The organism is Streptomyces sp. SS1-1 (genome assembly GCF_008973465.1).
Lineage (GTDB): Bacteria > Actinomycetota > Actinomycetes > Streptomycetales > Streptomycetaceae > Streptomyces.
This window is the reverse complement of sequence record NZ_WBXN01000004.1, coordinates 5543590-5561599: the sequence shown is the minus strand read 5'-3', so window position 1 is coordinate 5561599 and position 18010 is coordinate 5543590. Positions and strand designations below refer to the sequence as shown.

Sequence of the window (18010 nt, the reverse complement as noted above, 5' to 3'; positions counted from 1 at the left end):
GGAGGAACGGGGCCGATCAGGCTCACCATATGAGGGCCCGAGCGGCGCGTCTTGTCACCGGAACCAGGGTCCGGGAGGGGCGGGGGTCAAGGGTGCGCGGTGCCTGCGGTGGCCCGCCTCCAGTCGTCGTAGAGGCCCGCGTACACGCCGTCCGCCGCGAGCAGCCGGTCGTGCGGGCCGCGCTCCACCAGCCTCCCCTCCTCCAGGACCATGACCTCGTCGGCGCGTTGCGCCACGGCCAGCCGGTGCGCCACGGTCACCGAGGTGCGTCCCGCGGTCAGCCGGCGCAGCGCCTCGATGAGGGTCAGCTCGATCTCGGGGTCCACGGCCGAGGTCGCCTCGTCGAGGATCAGGCAGGCCGGGTCGGCCACATGGGCGCGGGCCAGGGCGACCAGTTGCCGCTCCCCCGCCGACAGGCTCTCCCCGCGTTGTCCGACGGGGGTGTCGAGGCCGAGCGGCAGGCCGGCGAGGAACGTCTCGGCGCCGAGGTCGCGGAAGGCCAGCTCGATCTCGTCACGGGTGGCGGACGGGCGGCCGTACCGTACGTTCTCCTCGATCGTGGTGTCGAAGAGGAACGGCTCCTGGGGGACCACCACGAGCCGTGAGCGCAGCGAGTCCGTGGCGATCTCGCGGACGTCGACGCCGCCGATCAGTATGCGGCCGCTGTCGGGGTCGGCGAGCCGCGCGATGAGTTTCGTCAGGGTGGTCTTGCCGGAGCCGGTGGCGCCCACCAGGACGACCTGGTGGCCGGCCGGAACCTCGAACGACACGTCGCGCAGCGTCGCGTCGGCGCCGGGATAGCTGAATCCCACGTGCTCGACGACCACGCCGGGCGGTCCGGGCGGCAGCCGGTGGCCGTCGGCCGGCTCGGGGACGTCCTCGGTGATGTCGAGCAGTGCCAGCACCCGCCGCCAGCCGGCGACCGCGTTCTGGGTGAAGTCGATGACCTGGGTGAACTCGGTGATCGGCGCCAGGAACAGCGTCACCAGCAGGATGAACGCGACGAGTTCACCGGCGCTGTGGCCGGTCGACGGCCCGATCGCGAGCCCCACCGCGACGACGGCGACCACGATCACCACGGCGAACAGGTCGGCCAGCGAGAACAGCACTCCGCCGAGCACTCCGGCGCGGGCCTTGGCGTCCCGCCACCGGTGGATGCTGTCCGAGGTCCGGCGCAGACTCGGCTCCTCCACGCCGTACGCCCGGATGACGGCGGCGCCCTGGATGGTCTCCGAGATGACGGTCAGCAGGTCGGCGACGCGGACCCGGACGGCGGTGTGCGCGGGTCCGAGACGGGCGACGACCGTCCGCACCAGAAGCAGCAGGGGCACGGTCAGCGCCACCGTGACCAGGGTCAGCCAGATGTCGTAGTAGGCCATGCCCGCGACGGCGGCCAGCATGATGGCGCCGTTCACCAGCCAGGCGATGCCGCCCCACTGGAGGAACATGCTGAGGGTCTCCACGTCGGAGGTGACCCGGGACACCAGCTTCCCGCGCGCCTCCGCGGAGTGGTACGCCACACTCAGCCGGTGCACATGGGTGAAGGCCTGGACCCGCAGGTCGTACAGGGCGCGTTCGCTGGCGATGGCGAGCCGTGCGAGACCCGCCCAGTTGACGACCGCGGTCAGCACGACCACCAGCCCCGCGACGACGCCGAGTCCCGCCAGCCGGCGGCCGCTGATGTGCCCGGAGACGAGTCCGCGGTCGATCACCTGCTGGATCAGCACGGGGACGGCGAGCCGGCCGGCCCCTCCGAGCAGGGCGAGGACGACCGTCACCGCGAGGCCCCGGCGGATCGCGGGGACGGCCGCCAGCCCGCGCCGGATCACGGCGGTCGTCGACCCGGTGACGCTCTCCGGGTCCGCCGGGCCTGCCGGATCGGGCGTGCTCATGTCTGCACCTGCTCTCGCTCGTACGCGCGGATCAGCCGGTCGTAGCCGTCGAGCCGCAGCAGGTCGGTGTGCGGTCCGACGCCGGCGACGCGGCCCTGGTCGAGGTAGACGACGGCGTCGGCGAGGGCCAGGGTCACGGCACTGGTGGTGACGACGATCGTCGTGGTCGAGGTCAGGCCGTCGGCGAGGCCGGTCATGATCTCCTGCCGGGTCGTGGCGTCGACGGCGGAGGTCGCCTCGTCGAGCAGGAGCAGGCGCGGCCGGCGGGCCAGGGCCCGGGCGAGCGCGATGCGCTGGCGTTCGCCACCGGACAGGGTGACGCCCCGCTCCCCGACGGGTGTGTCGGCCCCCTCGGGCCGGCCGTCCACCAGGCCGGTCGCACGGGCCAGGCGCAGCGCCTCGTGCAGGCGGGGGTCGTCGGCGGCGCGAGGACCGTCGAAGTCGAGGAGGACGTTCTCGGCCAGCGACGCGGCGAACAGGAACGGCTCCTGGAAGGCGGCCGCGACGGCCGTCGCCCGGTCGGCGGCGCTGATCCGGGCGAGGTCGGCGCCGCCCACCAGCACGGTGCCGTCCGGCACCGGCAGCAGGCCGGCCAGCGCCAGCAGCAGCGTCGTCTTCCCCGAGCCGGTACCGCCGGTGACGGCCACCGTGGCGCCGGGCGGGACGTGGAAGCTGACGTCGGACAGCGCGGTGGAGCCGCCCTGGTAGCGGTAGGACAGGCCGCTGACCCGCACGTCGAGCGGGCCGTCGGGCAGCGGCCGGGGATGCGGCTCCGCCGGGGGCAGCGGCTCGTCGAGCACGGACCGGACGCGGGCGTACCCGGCCAGCATGCGCGGTACGTCGCCGAGCACGTTGCCGATGGTGCGCACCGGTACCACCAGCATCGCGAACACGTTGACGAAGCTGACCAGGGTGCCGACGGTGATGTCCCCGCTGTTCACCCGCAGGGCGCCGACGATCACCATGGCCAGGGAGGTGAGCGACGGGATCGACTCGATCAGCGAGTCCAGCAGCCAGTCCCGCAGGGCCAGCCTGATCTTCGCGTCGCGCAGCGCGGCCGCCTCCGTGGCGAACCGCTCCCGCTCGACGCCCTCCCGGCCGAGCGTCTTGACGAGGGCGGCGCCGTCGAAGCTCTCGTGGGCGACCTCGGTCACCCGGCCCAGGCGCTCCTGGACGGCCCGCGCCGGCGCCTCGACCTGTCTCTGGTAGACGGAGTTGACCAGCAGCAGCGCCGGCACCATGGCCCCGCCGATCAGGGCGAGCACCGGGTCGACGGCGGTCGCCCAGCTCGCGGTGACCAGGAACAGCACGAACATGCCGAGGACGTCGGGCAGCCGGGCCGGGAGTTCGGCGGCGGCCTCCGCGTCGGTCGTCACGTGCGCCAGCTTCTGGCCGGTGGGACGGGCCTGATGGAACGTCATGGGCAGCCGGTGGTAGTGCCGGACGACGGCCTCGCGCAGGGTGGCGTCGTAACGGGCACGGGTTACCACGAGCGTCCAGCGCCGCAGCAGTCCCGCGGCGCCCTGCACCACTCCGATCGCGGCGACCGCCAGCAGCACGGCGACGATCGTGCCGGCCGCGATCCGGTCGTCCTCGAACCGGGGGATCACCACATGGTTGACCAGTTCGCCGAGTGCCACCGACCAGGCGACCAGACCGGTGCCGTACAGCAGCGAGCCGACGAGTCCCCAGATGACCGGGCCCGGGTGGGCGCGGAGGGCGTCGAGCAGCAGCGCCCCCGCCCGCCGGACCCGGGTGAACCGCCCGGCCGTCGTCCGTTTCGCCATCGTGCCTTCCCTGTCGTCCCTCGGTCCGTGCCGCTCCCCGTCGCTCCCGGAGGGCTCAGAGGTAGGACCGCAGCTCGCCGCGCCGGCGTACGTCCGTGGTGGCGCAGTGGAAGGAGCCGCCGAAGCTGTTGAAGGCGCGGAACGGGCAGGGGACCGGTGTGATGTCCCAGCTCTCGGCGAGTTCCTGCATGGGCCGGTCCTCGGCCTCGACCAGCATGTGCGTCTCGTCCAGCATCAGGACGTTCATGTTGATCCACTTGCTGGTCATGTAGAGCGGGTGCCCGTCGGGTATGACGGGGCTCGGCGCCCTTCGCACCTCCCAGTCCTTGAACTGGCTCGGCACCTCGGGCACCCGGTCGGGGTGGATGAGCAGCTTGCCGGGCGCGAGCGGCATCAGGCTCGCGTCGATGTGCATGGGGTGGTCGTCGGCGAGCTCCACCACGTGGACCTGGTAGTCGTCGCCGATCAGCCGGCGCACCCAGTCGATGCCCATCATGTTGGTGACGTGGCTGCGCTGCGCGAAGATGTCCCGGCCGCAGCGGATGAAGTCGGCCGCGTCGAAGGTCGGTTCGAACTCGGTGATCACCGAGCGGAACGGCTCGCCCTCCGGCTGATCGGTCCAGTCCTCGACGTAGAGCTCGTCGCTCAGTTCCGGGCGCGGGGCGGCGGTCCACCGGGCGCCCGCGCGGAAGTACTCCTTGAGCAGCGGGCGGTAGGCGGAGCTGGCGAAGTACCGGGACCGCCAGGCCATGGGGGCCTCGATGATGTGCTCGCCGACGACCAGCAGGAGGTCGCGCGGCATCGCGTCGTACAGGCCGGTGCTGGTCCAGCCGGGCGCTCCGAAGGCCCGTCCGTGGTCGCGCGGGTCGGGCCTGCGCACGCGCACGCCGTGGTTCTTGAGGATCTCGACGAGCTGGTCGAGTTCGTCGCGGGCGGCGGCGACCTCGTCCGCCGGGAAGGGCTGTCCGGCCCGCTCGCGGAACACCGCGCGTTGCTCCGGTGAGAGTGGAGCGGCCGTCACGGCGTCGTACGGCGGGAAGTGGGCGCCGTCGACGGTGCCGACGATGACCTCCTCCAGCGGGTCCCACTCGTTGTAGGCGCTGACCGGCGACCCGGTCCCCTGTGCTGAGTCAGGCACGGTTCGTCCTCCGCTCGTCGGTGTACAGGGTGCCGCCGGACCACACGTACGCGGTGCCGGCCCACTCGGTGGCGGTGGCGACGTCGGGGAAGAACCCGTGTCCCGCCAGGTTGGCGCTCGTGTTGCACAGCAGGGGGATGCCGCTGAGGCGGTGGTACTCCTCGAGCACGCGGCCGACCCGGGTGTGCGGTGTGCCGGGCCGGACGGTCTGCAGCCGGGCCGTCCCGTCGAGGTGCAGCACGGCCGGCACCCGGTCCGCCCAGCCGTCCCGCAGCCGGTGGTCGAAGAGCATGTACGGGTCGGCTCCGCCGGGCGAGAAGACCTCGGAGGCCGCGGACTCCAGGCAGATCGGCGCGACCGGCCGGTACGGCTCGCGGTGCTTGATGCGGTTCAGCTCGTCCTTCATGGCCGGTGAGACCGCGGGGGCCAGGATGCTGCGGTTGCCGAGCGCCCGTGGGCCCAGTTCCGCCCGTCCGTCGACCACGACCACCGGCTCGCCCGTGGTGTGCAGCAGCGCGGCGAGTCCCGCCTCGTCGCAGTCCCGCGCCGACCAGCCCGCGGCGGGACGGCTCGGGGTGACGTCGGGACCGCTGTACACGTCCCACTCCAGGACGGGGTCGCCGCCGTCGTGCAGCACCTCGCACAGGGCGGTGCCGAGTGCGGCGCCCGAGTCGTTGGTGAACGGCGGGACCCAGACACCGTCGAACAGCCCGCTGGAGCGGATCATGCTGTTCCACTTGATGTTGAGGGCACATCCCCCGGCGAGGCAGATCGGCAGCGGCTCGGACAGCTCGAGCCGGGCCACGGCGTCGGTGAGCGCGGAGACCAGGGTGCGGCCGACGAACTCCTGGAAGGAGGCGATGAGGTCGGCGCTGGAGTGCGTGGGGAACAGGGCGGCGCAGCGTTCGGCGAGCCGTGTGCCGGCCACCGGTCCCAGCGAGTCGAGGCCCAGGTCGGCGACGAGCTTGTCGAGCGCGGCGAGCACGTCGTCGTCGGCGGCGCCGAGACCCGCGTACGCCATCGCCTTGCCCGCGGTGCCGAGGTGGTGCTCGACGACCTGGACCTCGCTGAGCCCGTCCAGCGGCTTGCGGAACGGCTCCAGGGCCAGGCAGAAGTACGTGAACGCGTCGCCGACCAGCCCGAACAGCGGCCCCTGGTAGTCACCGGTCACCTGACGCCCGGGGCGCAGCACGTACAGGCGGGGCAGCGTGCCGCCGTCCCAGACGAGGCCCAGCGCGGTCCGTCCGGCGAACGGGCCGGTGCAGTAGCTGGCGTAGAGGTGGTGGGTCGCGTGCGGGTAGCTGCTGTAGCCCCCGGCCAGCGGGCTGCCCGCGACGCCGTCGAAGGTGAAGCGAGAGGGCGGGGCGGGGGCGAACGGGTCCGCGACGTACGGCGCGGTGGCGACGCTGACCGGCCGTCCGGCCGACAGGGTGTCGATCCGCGGCGGCCCGTCGTCCTCCGACCACCAGCCGTCGACGACGAAGCGGTCCACGTCGGCGACGGCCAGCCCGTGGTCGGCGAGGACGGCGGTGATCCGGTCGAGGTCGCCGAGCGCGCTGTAGCGCCGGCCGTTGCCGAGTTTCTCCATCTCGGCGCTGAAGACGAGGCGCTGCCCGTCGAGGACGGCGACGGCGCCGTCGTGGGAGACCTTGACGCCGCAGACGATCATCGGGCGGTCCCGCTCATGGCCGCGCGGAGACTGGCGGGGCGCATGTCGGTCCACAGTTCGCCGATCCGGGCCAGGCACGCCTCGCGGGCGGCGGGCTCACCGACCGTCGTCCACCCGGCCGGCACCTCGCGGTCGGCACGCCAGATGGAGTACTGCTCCTCCGCGTTGCGCACGATCACGTACATCTCGCCGGTCGTCTCGTCGGTGTCGCTCATGACTGCCCCTCGGTCTCGGTCCGGACGGTGCGCTGCTCCCCGCCCGCGTGGACGCGGCCGGACAGGCTTTCGATCTCGATCTCGACGCCGGCCCTGGCGCCGGGCGGGTCGACGGGACCGGCGGGTTCGACGCGGGCCAGGTGGGCGGTGATCCGGTCTCCCTCGCTCACCGGCCGGAGGTGTCCGCGCACGTCGACGGAGACGGGCCGGCCGGGTGCCGCCGGGTCCGGGTCGAAGACCGCGAGCACCTTGGCGCCCTCCGTGTACGGCGCCGGGTCGGCGCGGTCCAGCACACCGAAGAGGACGCCGTGCCGGCCGCGGGTGCGGTCCAGGGTCAGCGGCAGCCGGGTCACGATCGGGAAGTCGTCGGTCCCGGCGCCGACCAGGGTGGCGGTTCCGCTCCGCTCGATCCGCGCGACGAGCGCCTCCACGTCGTCCCCTTCGGCCGGGAACGCCCGGGACATCGAGCCCCCGTCCTTCACGATGGCCGTGATGATCTGCTTGGACCTGAACGGCAGGAGCGACAGCAGCGTCTCGCCGAGTCCGTGGGACGCCTCCGCGAGCCCCTGGAGGTACAGCCCGCAGGTCAGTTCCTCGCTGGTGCGCGCCCGGTGGTCCTGGGAGACCACGGGCCGGCCGTCCTCACCGAGGTCGAGGTGGGGCAGGACGTCGCGGTAGATCTCCGCGTCGAGCTCGCGCCGGTATCCGGTGGCCAGCACGAGCGCGTCCGCGCGCAGTTCGCGGGACCCGGCGCCGAAGCGGCTGTGCACGCCGACGCGCACGCCCGTGCCGTCGTGGTCGGCCGAGGTCAGACGGGATCCGTCGTGGATGACGAGCCGGGTTCGGCCGCGCACCTCGTCCGCGTAGACGAGCCGGTACAGGTCGTCGAGGAAGCCGGCCTCCACCACGCCGTAGTTGGTGTTGCGCAGGCGGGCGGCGTAGTCGCGCCGGTTCTCCTCGCTGAGGAAGGTGAACCGTTCGGCGTTGGCCTCGAAGAACTGCTCGTTGGCGAACGGGTTGTTGTCGGTGGCGCTCAGCGAGTACCCGGGCAGCACCAGGTGGACGCGGGCGTTGCGGTAGTGCTCCAGCAGGTACCGGGTGATCTCCCCGGCGCTCTGCCCGTCACCGGCGACGGCGAACTCCCAGTCCCGGTCGTGGTCGGTGAACGTGCCGGGGAAGCGGGACAGGAAGGCGCTGGAGTGCAGTACGGCGGGCCCGGTCGACACACCGTCGGGCACGGCGGGCCGGCCGCCGAGGGCGTGGACCACGTTGCGGGCGTGGAACTCGACGACCTCGTCGGTGGCGGTGTCGATGGCGGTCACCCGCCACAGCGACAGGCTGCCGTCGTCGGCACGCACCGGCGACACCGAGGTGACCGCCGATCGGTAGCGCACCACGTCGGCGAACTGCCCGCTCACCCAGCGCAGATAGTCCTGGAACTCCAGCCGGGTCGGCCGGAACTCGGAGAGGTTCACGAACTTCTCCAGCCGCCCCTTCGCCTTCTGGTACGCGAGGAACGTGAACGGGCTGGCGAGGTTGCGCAGCGACACCAGGTCCTTCAGGAAGGAGATCTGCATACGGGCGCCGTCGATGAGCATGCCCTCGTGCCAGCGGACCTCCGGCGAGCGTTCCAGGAACAGGACGCTGCGGTCGGGGGCGATCTCCTGCGCGGCGATGGCCAGCGCGATGTTCGACGGTCCGAAGCCCAGACCGATCAGGTCGTACGGGTCGTCCGTCGTGCCGAGTTCCTTCACGTACCGCTCCTTCCTCGACGGCTGGCCGGCCGGCTCGTCCGGGCGGCGCGCCCCGTGTCCAGGAAGCCGACGAGGGCGGGCACCGGGGAGACCACACGTCCGGCCTCCTCGAACCGCTCCTGGTACTCCTCGGCGACCTCGGGCAGCCGGCTCCAGTGCGTCGCGGGCCGCAGGTGGTGCTCCTGGTGGTAGCCGTCGTTGAAGGTCAGCAGGTTGTACAGCCGGCCGTAGTGGCTCACCGAGTTGGCGTACCGGCTCTCGGGCTCGGCGCCGAAGTGCCGGTAGTAGTTCTGGATGTTGACCAGGGTGAACGCGAGGGCCACCGAGGGCAGATAGCACAGCACGGTCCACTGCCAGGACAGGATTGCGAGGAGCGCCGTGAACGCGAGGAGCGCGAGCCGGTCCCAGCGGATCTGCCGCAGCTCGGCGGCGCGGCGCTCGGGGTGGCGGGCCGCCAGGCTCAGCAGCGTGGTCTCACGGCGGCCGACCGCGCAGCCCCGGCCGAGCGCCACCCAGGTCAGGGCCCACTCCTGGGCGGAGCCGGCGAGTCCGCGCACGAGGTACCACCACAGACGGGCGTGCTCCCCCTCGCGGCCGTGCCGGAAGGTGGAGGTGATGTCGGCGGTGGTCCCGTCGCGCTTGCGGTCGTTGTTGTAGCGATGGTGGTTGCGTACGTGGGTGAGGTGGTAGGCCTGCACGGACTGCGCGATGTTCGCCGAACTGATCCCCGACAGCAGGCTGTTGAGACGGCTGTCGGTGAACCAGGGCTGATGAACGAACAGATGCGTCACCACGATGATCGAGTACGTCATCATGGCCGTGACCAGCGCCGCGGACGCGAGCCGGGGCCACAGGCCGTCCGGGGTCAGCGCGGCGAGCAGGATCGTGCCGGTGAACTGCGTCAGTGTGATGGCCAGCAGGATCGCGTCCGCCGGGCTGTTGCGCCAGAACCGTCGCGGCTTGGCATCGACCATTTCACCAGCACCTTTCGTACGCATGGCGGACCGTCCGGTGATTCACCGCAGTGGTGATTCCCGGCACCTGTGCGCGGGCGCCGGGAAGGGCCGTCGCGGATGTCGGGAATCGGGAAATGGGCGCCATGGATGACGGAGCCCGGGATTCGGCGACGACGCTATCCGCGGGCGTGACTGTCAACGATGTGCCGGCGGTGGCGCGGCCGGTGTCCAACTGTTTCTTTTCGGCACTTGGAATGCGAACGGAAAGGACGGGCACGGGAAGAGGGCACCGGGCGCGGGCACGCCGAAGCGGCGCGGGGTGGACGAACCCCGCGCCGCTCGCGTCGTCCCTGGATCCGGGGCCGGGTCAGCCGGCCAGCATGAAGATCAGCTCGGTGACGGTGGCCTGGCGGCCGGGCGCGAAGGAGTCCTCGCTGCCGACGCGCACGAAACCGTTGCGCTCCAGGACCCGCACGGAGCCGGTGTTGTCCTCCACGACCCGGGCGTGGATCGGCCGGTGCTTCACCTCGGCGAGCAGCCCCGCGACGGCCGCGGAGGCGACTCCCCTGCCCCACCAGTCCTTGCGGATCCAGTAGGTGAGTTCGGTGTCGCCCTCCATCGGGAACGTGGCGACGCTCCCGACGATCTCACCGTCCACCTCCACGACCCGGTTGACGATCTCCTCGTCGGCGAGGATCTTGCGGTACTTCCGCTCGAAGGCGGCGGCGTCGCGGGCGGCTTCGGCGTCGGTGAAGGCGGCCAGCCACTGGGCGTCCTCGTCGAGCTGGATCTCGAAGAGGACGGGGATGTCGTCCTCGGTCAGCGGCCGCAGCGAGATGTCCCTGGCCCCGTTCTCGGTCATCACGCCTCCGCGTGGTCGGCGACGACGGTCGTTCCCCCGTCGGAATCGCGCCGAGGCTAACACGCGCGCACGCGCGCCGGGGTGGGTTCTCCGGGAGCCGGCCGGGAGCCCTTTTACGGGACACGCAGCGCCGGCGGGCGGGCATTAGGTTGCGGGCAGGGTTTCCGGCCGGAGGGCCGCCTGCTGGCGAATGGAGGTCGTCCTTTGGTGCGGCAGACCGAGCTGTTGACGCCCCAGCTGTCCGACTATCTCGATTTCCTGGACCGCGGGGAGATGCGGTACCTGCCGTATCTGATGTATTTCAACCGCCCGAACTTCCGGTCCGCGGCGATCAACACGGACCGGCTCGGGTTCCGGATCTCGCACGGCCCGGACGGCACCGGCTCCGTCGGCGGCGAACGGCTCGAGGGACCCGTGCGGCTGCTCGTCGGCGGCTCGGTCTCCCTGGGGTACGGCGCGACGAGCGACGCGACGACCATCGCCTCCCGGTTGTGGACGAAGCACGCCTCGAGCCGCCCCTGGTTCACCTTCGGCGCCCCGTACCTCAACTCCACCCAGGAACTGCTGCTGTTCATGCTGCACCGGCACCTGCTGCCGCCGGTCGACGAGATCGTCGTGGTCAGCGGCTTCAACACGCTGGTCATGGGGCAGCTGACCGGCGCGGACGTCGGCGAGCAGGAGCCGTTCTTCTTCTGCAACGAGTACTTCGAGAAGATGCAGGAGCTCCGTGCGCGCCACACCGACACGGCCAGGCCCCGGCGGTGGCGGGCCGGGCCCCGGCCCGCCTCGCAGTCGGTCGCGCCGGCGCCGGGCCGGCCGACGACGGCGGGCATGATCCGGACGGCCGTCGACGTGACCCTGCGCAACCTCGACAACTGGCTCGTGATGGCCGCCGCGACCGGCGCCCGGGTCAGCTTCGCCCTCCAGCCGCTCGCCACCTGGGTGCGCGAGACACCGGCACCTCAGGAGAAGCTCCTGTTCGACGAGTTCGACACCGTCTCCGACTACGGCACGTGGGAGGAACGGTACGGCGACGTCGGCAGCATGGAGACGGGAGCCGCCTACGCCGCCGCGCTCGGCGAGGCCTGCGCGCGCAAGGGCGTCCCGTTCGTCGACACACCCGCCCGGCTCGCCGCGACGGCCGGCCCCTCGGACTGGCTCTTCGTCGACCGGGGCCACTACACCGACGACGGCAACGACCTCGTGGCCCAGGTACTGGCGGACGACCTCGGACTGACGTGAGGCCCCGCCCCGACGCGAACTGAGGTGATTTCCATGGCTTTCCTGCGGTCGCTGATCGCCAGGCTGTTCGGCCGTCGCAAGAAGAAGGCGAAGGGCGATGCCTCCATCTACCCCATGTTCTGACCGGGCGGAGCACGACGGGACTGCGGCCCTGCCGGCCCGGACGGTGTTCGCGCGGGTCTGCGAACCCGAGGACACCCCGTTCCCCGACACCCTGCGCTCCGCGCTCGCCGGTGAACTGGACGCCGCCCCTCACGCCGACGCGCTCGGCGGCGGTCCCGCGGCGGTCACGGCGTGGGCCGACGCTCAACGGGACCGGTTCACGGCCCTCTTCGCCGAAGCCGGGCGCGAGGGCTGCGAGGACGTCCTGGTGCGCCGGGCGGTGCTCGCCAGCGCGCCGCTGGCCCTGGTCTCGGGAGCCTGGCTGCAGTGGCTGAGCGAACCCGGCAACGCGGAGGAGCCCGTCACCCTGCGTCTGCTCGCCCAGTTCGCGTCCGATGTCGGCGCCGGGCATCCGGGCGCGTCCCGCGGCGACGCGCACCTGGCGCTGATGCGGCACGTCCGGGTCGCGGCGCACGCGCGTCCGGCCGCCGCGCTGGCCCGTGACCGCCGCGTCGCGGACACCTCCTTCCATCTGCCGGCCCTCGCACTGACGATGAGCCGCCGTCCGGGCCGGTACCGGGGAGAGATCATCGGCCTCGACCTGTGCCTGCGGGCCGCCGGACTGCCGCCCCCGCTCGCGGGGGTGCGGGAGCTGTTCCCGGACGTGGCGGACTGGGCCGCGCTGGACCCGGGCCGGGCCCGGACACCGGGACGGCCCCCCGCTGTGGACGACGCACGCGAGATCGCGGCCGCGTTCACCGACGCGACCGGCCCGGCCGGCGCCGCCTCGGTCGAGCGGGGCTTCGCATGGGCGTTCGCCGCCCTGCGCCGCTGGAGCGAGGAGGCGTACCGGGAGCTGGACGCGGCCCGTGACCCGGCCTTCGAGATGGCCGAGCTGATGCGCGCGCGGGCCCGTGAGGCGTCGGCGTACCACGACCGTTTCGTGCTGCGCGGGCGTCCCCTCAAGGAGTGGCTCATCGAGGCGCGCACCGACCCGGAACCGTTCCTGGCCGCGCTCGCCGGAAGCCGCCTGGTGCGGCCGGGCCGGTCGGGGGCGAGCCGCCTCACCGGCGAACTGGTGTCGGAGAACGGCCGGATGTTCCGGGTCTTCCCCGACGAGGACCTGGCCGTGATCAGACGGTGGATCGACGCGCTGCCGACGGAGCCGGCCGAGCGCGCGCGGCCCCGGCCCGCCGCGTACCGGCCTCCCACCCTCGCCCTGCGTACGGCACCCACCGCGCCGGACGAGGACGGCGGCGCCCCGGCCGGCCCCCGGGAGGCGTACCCGCGCCTGCTGCGCCGCACGCTCACGCCCGCCACCCGGCACTACGCCCTGCGCTACGTCGAGGGATGGCTGGCACGCTCCCGGTACGGCATGGGCAGGACGGACCCGCCGCTGCCCGCGGCACCCCCGGCGGACGGTCTGCGCCCCTGGCTGCTCGACCAGCACGACCTGCACAACAGCGAGTTCCAGGAGGGCACGGACGCGCCGCTGCCGGACCGCGCCTCCCTCATCGACTCGACGCTGCAACTCGCCCCGCTCACCCTCATCGACGGCGCCTGGCTGGCCGGCCACACCGACTACCAGCTCGCGGCCACCGAGCGCGGCCAGTTCCTGTTCGCCACCTACTGGGACGAACTGGGCAACGGCGAGCCGGAGTTGAACCACCCGCTGATCTACCGTGCGGTGCTGCGGGAGATGGGCGTCGATCTGCCGCCGACCCGTTCACCCGAGTTCGCCGCCTGGCCCGCCTTCCGGGACCGGTCGTTCGAACTGCCGGTGTACTGGCTGGCGATCGGCCGCTTCCCGCGCACGTACGAACCGGAGATCCTCGGCCTGAACCTGGCCATGGAACTCTCCGGTGTCGGCGGCAGCTACCGCCGCGCCCGGCAGGCGCTCGCGCACCACGGTTTCAGCACCATGTTCGTGGACGTCCACAACACCATCGACAACGTCGCGACCGGGCACTCCGCGTGGGCCGCCGACGCCGTCGACAGCTATCTCACCCAGCTGCCGCCGACGGCTCGCGCCGACGCGTGGGACCGGATCCGGACCGGTTACCGCTCGCTGAACCCGCCGTCCGGACTGCGGGCCCGCAACGCGGCCCGTCGCGCCCGAGTGGAGGCCTCCGCCCATGTCTGATCTGGTTCTCGGCATCTCCGCCTACTACCACGACAGCGCCGCCGCGCTGGTCTCCGACGGCCGGCCCGTGGCGGCCGCGCAGGAGGAGCGCTTCACCCGCCGCCGCCACGACCCCGGCTTCCCGGCCGAGGCGGTCGCGTACTGCCTGCGGGAGGCCGGCGTCACCCTGGCCGACGTGTCGAAGGTCGCCTACTACGAGGATCCGGCGCTCAAGTTCCGCCGCGTCCTCGCGACCTACCTGGGCGCGGTCCCGTACGGACTCGCGTCGTTCCGTGACACGCTGCCCGGCTGGTGGTCGTGGAAACGGCGGGCCGACGACGTGGTCCGCCGCGAACTGGAGGCCCTGGACCGGGGCCCGGTGCCGCCCGTCGAGGTCCGGCGCCACCACGAGTCGCACGCCGCGTCGGCGTTCCTCGCGAGCCCGTACGAGTCGGCGGCGGTGCTGTGCGTCGACGGCGTCGGCGAGTGGGCGACCACCACGCTCTGGCACGGGCGCGGCACCCGCCTCGAACCGCTGGCGGAGATCCGCTTCCCGCACTCGCTCGGCCTGCTGTACTCGGCCTTCACGTACTTCTGCGGATTCAAGGTGGACTCCGGGGAGTACAAGCTGATGGGCCTCGCGCCCTACGGCGAGCCGCGGTACGCCGACCTGATCCGGGAACGGCTCATCGACGTCAAGGCGGACGGGTCGTTCCGGCTGAACATGCGCTACTTCGAGTTCCTGAGCGGCCAGGTGATGACCGGCGCCGGGTTCGAGAGGCTGTTCGGCGGGCCGCGCCGTGAACCCGAGGGGGAGCTGACACGGCGGGAGTTCGACCTGGCCGCCTCGGTGCAGCAGGTGACGGAGGAGGTCGTGCTCCGGCTCGCGCGGACGGCGCGGGAGCTGACCGGCGAGTCACGTCTGTGCATGGCCGGCGGCGTGGCGCTGAACTGCGTGGCGAACGGGAAGATCGTCGCGGGGTCGCTGTTCGACGAGGTGTGGGTGCAGCCGGCGGCAGGTGACGCCGGAGGGGCCCTGGGCGCGGCGCTGGCGGTCGCGGTGGACCGGGGCGCGGGACGGCCCCATGTGGCCGCCGGACACGACGCGATGTCCGGGGCGCTGCTCGGCCCCTCCTACGACGACGACGGCATCGCGGCCTATCTGACCTCGGCCGGCATCCCCCACCACCGTCTGGACGAGGACGAGCTGACCGCCGAGGTCGCCCGGTCGATCGCCGCCGGCATGGTCGTGGGCTGGTTCCAGGGCCGGATGGAGTTCGGTCCGCGGGCGCTCGGGTCGCGGTCGATCCTGGGGGACGCGCGCGACCCGCGGACCCAGTCGGTGATGAACCTGAAGATCAAGTTCCGGGAGTCGTTCCGGCCGTTCGCCCCCTCTGTGCGGGCCGAGGACGCCAAGGACTTCTTCGATCTGCCGCAGGAGAGCCCGTACATGCTCGTCGTCGCGCCGGTCGCGCAGGCGGCACGCCTGACCACCGAGGCGGCTCCCGGTCTGACGGGCATCGACCTGCTGAAGGTGGTCCGGTCGGTGATACCCGCGGTCACGCACGTGGACCACTCGGCGCGGGTGCAGACCGTGGGGCCCCGGGACAACCCCGGCTATCACCGGCTGCTGACGGCCGTCGAGCGGGAGACGGGCAGCAGCGTCGTGGTGAACACGTCCTTCAACGTGCGGGGTGAACCGATCGTGAACACCCCCCAGGAGGCCTACACCTGCTTCATGCGCACCGACATCGACGTGCTGGCGCTGGGCGGGTTCCTGCTGCGCAAGTCCGAACAGCCCGAGTGGCGCGAGGACGTGGACTGGCGCGCCGAGGTCCCCCTCGACTGACCCCGTCTTTGCCCCGCCGACCCGAACGGAAGGGTTCCCGATGCGCAACGTGCTGCTGACCGTCGTGTACGTCCTGATCGTCGTCCCCGTGGGCCTGGTGCTGCGCGTGGTGCGCGACCCGATGCGCCGCTCGTGGTCGCGGCGCCGGGAGAGCTACTGGCACAAGCCCCTCACGCGGGGCTGAAGACGACCTGTTCGGCGAGGGCGCGCTCGATGGCGCGCACGGCGGTCAGCACGTCCTCGGGGCGCTCGGTGACGCCCTCCACCACGCCGAGCGTGCCGAGGCTGCCCAGCCGCCAGTCGACGCGGTCGCCGGGCTCCGCCGTCAGGACGACCGAGAGGACGTCCGGGCGCTCGGTGAGGCCGGCGAACCCGCCCCACGAGGTCAGCCGCGAGGCCCCCACCGGCGGCAGGATCTGGTAGCAGTAGGCGGCCGCCGAGGGCTCTCCGAGGGGCGCCGAGGGCTCGCGGCCGACGGCCACCTCGAACGCCAGCCGGACCGCCTCCAGGCCGTACGACCGGTGCAGGAGGGTGGCGACGTACCCGCCGAGGCGGGCGTTCACCTCGATCACCACGGGCCCGTCGGCGGTCAGCTTCAGCTCGACGTCCGCCCATCCGTCCTCGATGCCGAGGGCGTGGCAGGCGTCGGCGCTGACGCGGTGCGCCTCCGCCTCGACGTCCGCGGGGAGCAGCCCGGGCATGAGGAAGCCCTGCTCCCGGAAGGGCTCCAGCAGCGGCAGCCGTGAGTTGAGGACCTGGCACACGACCGTGCCCCGCCACAGCAGCACCTCGACCGACACGTAGTCGCCGAGGCCGGGGCCGGCCACCGAGGGGGAGCCCACCAGCATCTCCTCGATGACGAAGGGGTCGGTGGCCCCGGAGGCGAAGACGTGGGAGGCGTGCCGCAGGGCGTCGTCCGGGCCGTCGAGGCGGTAGGTCTGGCGGCTGGCCGCGCCCCTGACGGGCTTGAGCACCGCCGGGGCGCCCACCTCGGCGAGCGCCCGCGTGGCCTCCCGCGGTCCCGTCAGCAGTCTGAAGCGCGGTACGCGCAGGCCGGCGTCGCGCAGCCGCTGCCGCTGGAGGTGCTTGTCGGTGGCGGCGTCCACCGTGTCCTGGGCGTGGTAGCGCAGTCCGAGCCGCCGGGCCAGCCGTGCCGCGAGCGGCAGGTCCTGGTCGGAGAAGGCGACGATGCCGCCCGGGCCCCGGGCGGCGAGCGCCACCGCGCCCGCCGCCTCGTCGGTCACGTCGACGACCTCCCCGACGGCACCCAGCACGTCCACGAGCGCGTCCGGCACCGTGTCGACGGGTACGGCGAACAGCAGGTCGAACCCGTCGGCGTCGGCGGCCAGTTCGAGCGGCGAGGCGGAGCCGGACGTGTAGACGACGATCACCGGCTCGCTCATGCGGCGGCCCGCAGCGCGTCGCCCTGCTCGCGGCGCACGGGCAGGGACCGGTAGATCTCCCCGAGCCCGCCGAGCGCCCCGCCGAGCCGCGGCAGCGCCGCGTACACCGGGTCCCGCCGGAGGATCGCGTCGACCTCGCGCAGCCGCCACATGGGCGTGCGGGGGAAGAGGTGGTGGACCAGGTGGAAGCCCTCGCCGTCGATCTCCCCGAGCAGGAAGCGGGTGCCCCGGCCGTAGACCCGGTTCCAGGACATGTAGATGTCGACGCGGGGCGCGGTCTCGATGAGCGGGAAGTGCTCCATCAGCTCGGCGACCGCGCCGATCCAGACCTGCGTGGTGACGAGCGGGACGAACCAGAGCAGCACCAGCCACGGCCACCAGCCGCCGATCACCGCCCACGCGATGACGGCCGCCAGCAGCACCACGCGCAGGGCCCGTTCGGCCGGCCGCTCCCCCGCCGCCACGATGCGGTGCCGCAGCAGGTACAGCACGTACGAGGCGGTCGCCTTCGGGGTGACGATCCGGTACAGGTACCGGCGCAGCGCCCTGCGGTTGAGGTCGTCCCCGCACAGCGCGTTGTCCTGGTACTGCCGGTAGTCGGGGTCGCGGTCGGGGTCGCCCAGACGTCCGTGGTGCTCGCCGAGGTGGGAGGCCCGGTAGCCGGTGAAGCTCTGCAGCACGGGGTAGCCGCCGAGGGCCGCCCCGATGACGCTGCCGATCCGGTGGTCGGCCATGAAGACGCGGTGGGTGGCCATGTGCAGCATCCCGGCGATGCCGCGCTGCCGCCCGCCGATGAAGAACACCGCCACGAGGTACACGGGCAGCGCCAGCCACCAGGGCGTGTGCTGCCACGACAGCACCGAGGCGGTGCACCAGAACGCGATCCACGCCCAGTGCGTGACGGCCTCCAGCGGGCCGTGCCAGTTGTCCGGTCTGGACACTGCCCGGACAGCGGCCACGATGTCCGGCGCGAAGCGGTACCGCTCGGCTACATCAGATTCGGCCACGAGTCCGTCTCC

At 72.6% G+C, this 18010-nt stretch carries 14 protein-coding genes; 4 read left to right on the top strand and 10 right to left on the bottom strand.

Annotated features, from left to right (window positions below):
* Nucleotides 1–86 precede the first annotated feature (86 nt).
* From F8R89_RS26845 to F8R89_RS26810, 8 genes are all read right to left on the bottom strand, one after another.
* Complete coding sequence (locus F8R89_RS26845) at nucleotides 87–1892, bottom strand: ABC transporter ATP-binding protein (protein WP_151786347.1); 1806 nt, start codon at nucleotides 1890–1892, stop codon at nucleotides 87–89.
* Nucleotides 1889–3679 (bottom strand): ABC transporter ATP-binding protein, encoded by a 1791-nt coding sequence (locus F8R89_RS26840; RefSeq protein ID WP_151786346.1) that lies wholly within the window; start codon nucleotides 3677–3679, stop codon nucleotides 1889–1891. Before F8R89_RS26840 ends, F8R89_RS26845 begins: the two co-directional genes overlap by 4 nt.
* 55 nt (nucleotides 3680–3734) lie before the next feature.
* Entirely contained in the window at nucleotides 3735–4817 is a 1083-nt protein-coding gene (locus F8R89_RS26835) for an amidinotransferase (RefSeq protein ID WP_151786345.1), read from the bottom strand.
* The gene (locus tag F8R89_RS26830) at nucleotides 4810–6486 is read right to left on the bottom strand and encodes a carbamoyltransferase N-terminal domain-containing protein (protein WP_151786344.1); all 1677 of its coding nucleotides are present in this window, start codon (nucleotides 6484–6486) and stop codon (nucleotides 4810–4812) included. The genes F8R89_RS26835 and F8R89_RS26830 overlap by 8 nt, the downstream gene beginning before the upstream one ends.
* Complete coding sequence (locus F8R89_RS26825) at nucleotides 6483–6701, bottom strand: MbtH family protein (protein WP_151786343.1); 219 nt, start codon at nucleotides 6699–6701, stop codon at nucleotides 6483–6485. Before F8R89_RS26825 ends, F8R89_RS26830 begins: the two co-directional genes overlap by 4 nt.
* Complete coding sequence (locus F8R89_RS26820) at nucleotides 6698–8455, bottom strand: SidA/IucD/PvdA family monooxygenase (protein WP_192806240.1); 1758 nt, start codon at nucleotides 8453–8455, stop codon at nucleotides 6698–6700. Before F8R89_RS26820 ends, F8R89_RS26825 begins: the two co-directional genes overlap by 4 nt.
* Nucleotides 8452–9429, bottom strand: coding sequence for a fatty acid desaturase family protein (locus F8R89_RS26815; protein ID WP_151786341.1), 978 nt, complete (start codon nucleotides 9427–9429; stop codon nucleotides 8452–8454). The genes F8R89_RS26820 and F8R89_RS26815 overlap by 4 nt, the downstream gene beginning before the upstream one ends.
* Before the next feature lie 349 nt (nucleotides 9430–9778).
* Nucleotides 9779–10273, bottom strand: coding sequence for a GNAT family N-acetyltransferase (locus tag F8R89_RS26810; RefSeq protein ID WP_225994501.1), 495 nt, complete (start codon nucleotides 10271–10273; stop codon nucleotides 9779–9781).
* A gap of 207 nt (nucleotides 10274–10480) precedes the next feature.
* Between F8R89_RS26810 and F8R89_RS26805 the strand changes: the two genes are divergently transcribed.
* The 4 genes from F8R89_RS26805 (at nucleotide 10481) to F8R89_RS36310 (ending at nucleotide 15772) form a co-directional block, all read left to right on the top strand.
* Nucleotides 10481–11515: an Inducer of phenazine A gene (locus tag F8R89_RS26805; protein ID WP_225994500.1), complete on the top strand. Its 1035-nt coding sequence runs from the start codon at nucleotides 10481–10483 to the stop codon at nucleotides 11513–11515.
* Between the two features lie 97 nt (nucleotides 11516–11612).
* Nucleotides 11613–13760, top strand: a complete 2148-nt coding sequence (locus F8R89_RS26800) for an iron-containing redox enzyme family protein (RefSeq protein ID WP_151786339.1) — start codon at nucleotides 11613–11615, stop codon at nucleotides 13758–13760.
* Complete coding sequence (locus tag F8R89_RS26795) at nucleotides 13753–15588, top strand: carbamoyltransferase (RefSeq protein ID WP_151786338.1); 1836 nt, start codon at nucleotides 13753–13755, stop codon at nucleotides 15586–15588. The genes F8R89_RS26800 and F8R89_RS26795 overlap by 8 nt, the downstream gene beginning before the upstream one ends.
* 40 nt (nucleotides 15589–15628) lie before the next feature.
* On the top strand, nucleotides 15629–15772 hold the full coding sequence (locus tag F8R89_RS36310; RefSeq protein WP_192806239.1) for a hypothetical protein: 144 nt from the start codon (nucleotides 15629–15631) through the stop codon (nucleotides 15770–15772).
* On the opposite strand, the gene F8R89_RS26790 is transcribed toward F8R89_RS36310, so the two are convergent.
* Complete coding sequence (locus F8R89_RS26790) at nucleotides 15759–16991, bottom strand: ATP-grasp domain-containing protein (RefSeq protein WP_151786337.1); 1233 nt, start codon at nucleotides 16989–16991, stop codon at nucleotides 15759–15761. The genes F8R89_RS36310 and F8R89_RS26790 overlap by 14 nt on opposite strands.
* The gene (locus F8R89_RS26785) at nucleotides 16988–17998 is read right to left on the bottom strand and encodes a fatty acid desaturase family protein (protein WP_225994499.1); all 1011 of its coding nucleotides are present in this window, start codon (nucleotides 17996–17998) and stop codon (nucleotides 16988–16990) included. The genes F8R89_RS26790 and F8R89_RS26785 overlap by 4 nt, the downstream gene beginning before the upstream one ends.
* Nucleotides 17999–18010 lie beyond the last annotated feature (12 nt).

Bases quoted from the DNA above. Each gene is read 5' to 3' on its own strand.
- F8R89_RS26810 (WP_225994501.1), bottom strand. From the start codon at position 10,273: ATGACCGAGAACGGGGCCAGGGACATCTCGCTGCGGCCGCTGACCGAG.
- F8R89_RS36310 (WP_192806239.1), top strand. From the start codon at position 15,629: ATGCGCAACGTGCTGCTGACCGTCGTGTACGTCCTGATCGTCGTCCCC.
- F8R89_RS26800 (WP_151786339.1), top strand. From the start codon at position 11,613: ATGCCTCCATCTACCCCATGTTCTGACCGGGCGGAGCACGACGGGACT.
- F8R89_RS26840 (WP_151786346.1), bottom strand. From the start codon at position 3,679: ATGGCGAAACGGACGACGGCCGGGCGGTTCACCCGGGTCCGGCGGGCG.
- F8R89_RS26790 (WP_151786337.1), bottom strand. From the start codon at position 16,991: ATGAGCGAGCCGGTGATCGTCGTCTACACGTCCGGCTCCGCCTCGCCG.
- F8R89_RS26845 (WP_151786347.1), bottom strand. From the start codon at position 1,892: ATGAGCACGCCCGATCCGGCAGGCCCGGCGGACCCGGAGAGCGTCACC.
- F8R89_RS26830 (WP_151786344.1), bottom strand. From the start codon at position 6,486: ATGATCGTCTGCGGCGTCAAGGTCTCCCACGACGGCGCCGTCGCCGTC.
- F8R89_RS26815 (WP_151786341.1), bottom strand. From the start codon at position 9,429: ATGGTCGATGCCAAGCCGCGACGGTTCTGGCGCAACAGCCCGGCGGAC.
- F8R89_RS26825 (WP_151786343.1), bottom strand. From the start codon at position 6,701: ATGAGCGACACCGACGAGACGACCGGCGAGATGTACGTGATCGTGCGC.
- F8R89_RS26795 (WP_151786338.1), top strand. From the start codon at position 13,753: ATGTCTGATCTGGTTCTCGGCATCTCCGCCTACTACCACGACAGCGCC.